This window comes from Intestinibacter sp., from assembly GCF_051866655.1.
In the GTDB taxonomy this organism is placed as follows: Bacteria; Bacillota; Clostridia; order Peptostreptococcales; family Peptostreptococcaceae; genus Intestinibacter.
Genome location: NZ_JBJDXL010000210.1, coordinates 1 through 4,807 on the forward strand (window position 1 = coordinate 1; position 4,807 = coordinate 4,807).

Consider the following 4,807-nt stretch of genomic DNA (forward strand, 5'->3'; position numbering starts at 1 on the left):
ACATTTGCAACAGTTCCTTCAAGTATCTTTAATAGTGCTTGTTGCACACCTTCACCACTAACATCTCTAGTTATAGATGGATTTTCTGATTTTCTAGCTATTTTGTCAATTTCATCTATATAGATTATGCCTTTTTCTGCTTTTTCTATGTCAAAATCAGCAGCTTGGATAAGTTTTAATAAGATGTTTTCAACGTCTTCTCCAACATACCCTGCTTCTGTTAAAGATGTAGCATCAGCCATAGCGAATGGTACATTTAATGTCTTAGCTAATGTTTGAGCTAATAAAGTCTTCCCTGAACCTGTTGGTCCTAATAGAAGAATATTACTCTTTTGAATTTCTATATCTTTAGAATTCGCTTTTTTACTGTAAATTCTCTTATAATGATTATATACAGCTACTGATAATATCTTTTTAGCTCTTTCTTGACCTATGACATAATCATTCAAGATTTCCATCATTTCTTTAGGTTTTGGTAAAGATAGAGTATCCTCTTCTAAAGTTTCTTCCATCTCTTCTTGTATTATTTCATCACAAAGCTCAACACATTCATCACAAATGTAAACATTTGGCCCTGCAATTAATCTTCTAACTTGGTCTTGAGTCTTTCCACAGAATGAACATTTTAATTGTCTTTTATCTTCGTATTTTGACATATTAAGCACCTCTTCCTAAAACTACGCTCTTTTTTCAATTACTTCTTTTCAATTACTTCATCGATTAGACCGTATTCTTTTGCTTCTTGAGCACTCATAAAGTTGTCACGTTCTGTATCTATTTGTATTTTTTCTATTGGTTGGCCAGTTCTTTCAGAAAGAATTTTATTTAATCTTTCTCTGATTTTTAAAATCCATTTTGCATGAATTTCTATATCTGTAGCTTGACCTTTTGCTCCACCTAAAGGTTGGTGTATCATTATTTCACTATTTGGTAGTGCAAATCTTTTTCCTTTTGCTCCTGCATTTAATAAAAATGCACCCATTGAAGCAGCCATACCTATACATATAGTGCTTACATCTGGTTTTATATATTGCATAGTATCGTAAATAGCCATACCAGCTGTTACGCTACCACCTGGAGAATTTATATATAAATGTATATCCTTATCTGGGTCTTCAGCCTCTAAAAATAATAATTGAGCAACTACTAAGCTAGCAGTAGTGTCATTTACTTCATCACTTAAGAATATTATTCTATCTTTTAAAAGTCTAGAATATATATCGTAGGCTCTCTCTCCTCTACCTGTCTGTTCTACTACTGTAGGTACTAATGCCATAAATCATACCCCCTCCATATTTTTGTGGATATATTTGCGGTAATTTATTAAAATTACCACAATTTAATCTGTTTATAGTTTTTATTATGCTATAACAGCATTTTCAACTAATAAGTCTATAGTTTTTGTTATTCTTAATTGTCCTTTTATATCGTCTAATCCAGTTGGTCTTAAAGCTTCTTTTACTTGTTCTACTGTCATGCTATAATTTTCTGCCATTTTAGCTACTTCTGCATCAAGTTCTTCATCGCTTACAGTAACATTTTCAGCAGTTGCTATAGCATCTATTACTAGTGAAGATTTTACTGCTGTTTTAGCTTCTTCTCTCTTTTCATCTCTTAATTCTTGCATAGATTTTCCTGTCATTTCTAATAATTGTTCTATGCTGAATCCTTGATATTGTAATGAATAGTTAAGTTCCATTATAGAGTTATCTATTTGAGCTTCTATCATAGTATCAGGGATTTCTACTTCTGTATTAGCTACAGCTTTTTCTACTACTGCATTTCTTTCTTCAGCTTTAGCTTTGTCAGCTGCTTCTTTTTCAGCATTAGCTCTTATATCAGCTTTTAATTCATCTAAAGATTCAAATTCTGTAGTATCTTTAGCAAATTCATCGTCTAATTCTGGTAATTCTTTAACTTTTACTGCATTTACTTTAACTTTGAATACAACTGGTGCTCCAGATAATTCTTGTACATGGTAACCTTCTGGGAAAGTAACGTTTAATTCAGCTTCTTCTCCAGCTTTTTTACCTATTAATTGTTCTTCAAATCCTGGTATAAATGCTCCAGATCCTATAACTAAATCATGTCCTTCTTCTTTACCACCTGCGAAAGGAACTCCATCTTTGAATCCTTCGTAGTCTATATTAGCAGTATCTCCATTTTCTATTTCTTTGTCTGATTCTACTAATCTAGAAGCTTTTTCTTGTAATTGTTTTAATTTAGCGTCTACATCTTCATCACTTACAGTATAAACAACTTTTTCTACTTCTATACCTTTGTATTGACCTAATTCAAATTCTGGTCTTACTTCAACTTTTACTAATAATACTAAACCATTGTCTTTGCTTATTTCTTCAACATCTATGCTTGGTCTATCTATTGGTAATAAGTTTAATTCATCTATTGCTTTTGGATATTCTTCTGGGAATACTATATCTATAGCATCTTCATAGAATACGCCTTTTCCATAATTGTTTTCTATTATTTTTCTAGGTGCTTTACCTTTTCTAAATCCTGCTATATTAAATCTACCTTTGTTTTTGTTATAAGCTTTGTTTATAGCAGCTTCAAATTTGTCGTTGTCTATAGTTAATTTGAAATCTACAACGTTACCTTCTTTTTTAATTAATTCTGCTTTCATTTAACTTTATCCTCCTAAATATATATATGTAATCATTTTAGAATAACTTTTTCATTCTAATAAATATCTAACTCTTTAATTATATCACAACCATTTTTTTATTTACAAGTATTCCATTGAATTCAAAGTATTTATATTTTTATTCTTTCGTAATTAATTTCTCCATTTTCTATATCCAATATACCAAGTCCTTTACTTGAACCACCTCTTGGCAATGATGTACTTCCTGGATTAATAAAAATTACGCCTTTTACATTTTCATAGCATGGTACATGTGAATGTCCAAATACTACTATATCTGCTCCTAAATCCAATGCTCTTTCATATAAATCCACTAAAGTGTATTTAATTCCATATCTATGTCCATGGCAGACAAAAACCTTTTTGTCTTCAGCTTTAAATATTTCTTCATCATTTCCTGGGTCTGAATAAAAATCACAATTCCCCTTGACACCCACAACAGGTATATCTGTCATAGCCTCTATATACTCACCATCGTCTACATTATCCCCTGCATGGACAATTAAATCGCAATCTTGTAAAAATGGAATTGCCTTATCGATTGCTGCTGTAAATCTATGAGTATCACTAATTATTCCTATTCTCATTGTCATTTCACTACCTTTATTATACTATCTGCCTACTCTTCTTGATAATTCTTCTTTCATTAATTGTAGTGCATTTGCTCTATGACTTATAGCATTTTTTATGCTTGATGGCAATTCAGCAAAAGTTTTATTGTATTTGTCGACTATAAATAGATTATCATATCCAAATCCATTTGTACCTTTTTCTTCAAATCCTATAGTTCCTTCACAAGTTCCTCTTACTACAAATTCCTTGCCATCTGGGAAAACTACTGCTATACAACAAACAAATCTCGCACTTCTATGACTCATAGGAGTATTATTTAATGATTTTAATAGCTTAGCTCTATTTTCTTCATCAGTAGCATTTTCTCCTGCATATCTAGCAGAATAAATGCCAGGTTTTTTTCCTATTGCATCGACTTCAAGTCCAGAGTCATCTGCTATTGTTATCATTTTAGTTCTTTTTGCTACTTCTCTAGCCTTTATCAATGCATTATGTTCAAATGTTTTCCCATTTTCCTCAATTTCCAAACCACCAAGGTCGACATCCTTCAATGAATATATATTATAATCTAAGTCCTTTAATATGTCACCTATTTCTTCTAATTTATGAGCATTTCCTGTTGCAATAACCACATCATTGCCGTAATCAACACCTAAAATCTCATCTGCTATTTCTCCTAGAGCCTCTCTTTGAGCTTGTAATAATAATTTATTACCCTTTTCTCCTAGCTCTAAAAGCTTGTCTAGATCTTTTCTTGAAAAAGGACACTCTTCTCCTGTACCTTGTACTTCAACAAATTCGCCTTTATCAGTCATTATGATATTCATATCTACTTGTGCATTTGAATCCTCATCATAACACAAGTCTAATAAATACTCTCCATCTACTATTCCTACGCTTATAGCTGATACGAAATTTCTAACTGGCATGTGTTTTATTACTTTATCCTTATGTAGCTTATTAATAGCATCTAATACAGCTACAAATGCCCCTGTTATTGATGCTGTTCTAGTACCACCATCAGCTTGAATTACATCACAATCTACCCAGATAGTTCTTTCTCCCAATTTTTCTAGATCAACTACAGATCTAATAGCTCTACCTATTAATCTTTGTATTTCTTGAGTTCTGCCATCTATTTTTCCTCTAGATGCATCTCTGATTTTTCTTTGTTGAGTTGATCTAGGTAACATAGAATATTCTGCATTTATCCAGCCAGTTCCTGTATTTCTTAGAAAGGGAGGAACCTTGTCCTCTACAGAAGCATTACATAAAACTTTTGTATCGCCCATTTCTATAAATACAGACCCCTCTGCATATTTTGTGTAATTTCTAGTTATTTTTAAATCTCTAATTTGATCAAACTCTCTACCATCAATTCTCGTCATTTTTTTTCCTTTCTAAAATCAAACGCTTCTTCCAAACAATTCATTAAATTTTATAGCTTTATATACTCTAATAAACTAACTTATTCTTAAATCATTCTATCACTACTTTGATTAATTTACTACATTTATAAGGTAAAATCAACTTTTATAGGATTATTTTTAATCTAACAATAATTATTCT

Annotated in this window: 5 protein-coding genes; all 5 read right to left on the reverse strand. The window is 31.3% G+C overall.

All coding sequences use genetic code 11. The features are described from left to right. Positions 1–656 (reverse strand): ATP-dependent Clp protease ATP-binding subunit ClpX (gene clpX / locus ACI3VO_RS06390; RefSeq protein WP_439757107.1); only part of this gene is annotated, 656 nt, incomplete at its 3' end. A gap of 38 nt (positions 657–694) precedes the next feature. Continuing rightward, positions 695–1,276 carry an ATP-dependent Clp endopeptidase proteolytic subunit ClpP gene (gene clpP / locus ACI3VO_RS06395; RefSeq protein ID WP_320625721.1) on the reverse strand — a complete coding sequence of 194 codons (582 nt, stop codon included), beginning with the start codon at positions 1,274–1,276 and terminating at the stop codon, positions 695–697. Between the two features lie 84 nt (positions 1,277–1,360). Then, entirely contained in the window at positions 1,361–2,644 is a 1,284-nt protein-coding gene (tig, locus tag ACI3VO_RS06400) for a trigger factor (RefSeq protein ID WP_439757108.1), read from the reverse strand. A gap of 131 nt (positions 2,645–2,775) precedes the next feature. Then, positions 2,776–3,258 carry a metallophosphoesterase family protein gene (locus ACI3VO_RS06405; protein WP_439757109.1) on the reverse strand — a complete coding sequence of 161 codons (483 nt, stop codon included), beginning with the start codon at positions 3,256–3,258 and terminating at the stop codon, positions 2,776–2,778. An 18-nt stretch (positions 3,259–3,276) separates the two neighbouring features. Continuing rightward, the gene (gene rph / locus ACI3VO_RS06410; RefSeq protein ID WP_439757110.1) at positions 3,277–4,626 is read right to left on the reverse strand and encodes a ribonuclease PH; all 1,350 of its coding nucleotides are present in this window, start codon (positions 4,624–4,626) and stop codon (positions 3,277–3,279) included. Between the last annotated feature and the right edge of the window lie 181 nt (positions 4,627–4,807).

Coding starts and splice junctions, on each gene's coding strand:
- clpP (WP_320625721.1), bottom strand. CDS start 1,276: ATGGCATTAGTACCTACAGTAGTAGAACAGACAGGTAGAGGAGAGAGA.
- tig (WP_439757108.1), bottom strand. CDS start 2,644: ATGAAAGCAGAATTAATTAAAAAAGAAGGTAACGTTGTAGATTTCAAA.
- ACI3VO_RS06405 (WP_439757109.1), bottom strand. CDS start 3,258: ATGACAATGAGAATAGGAATAATTAGTGATACTCATAGATTTACAGCA.
- rph (WP_439757110.1), bottom strand. CDS start 4,626: ATGACGAGAATTGATGGTAGAGAGTTTGATCAAATTAGAGATTTAAAA.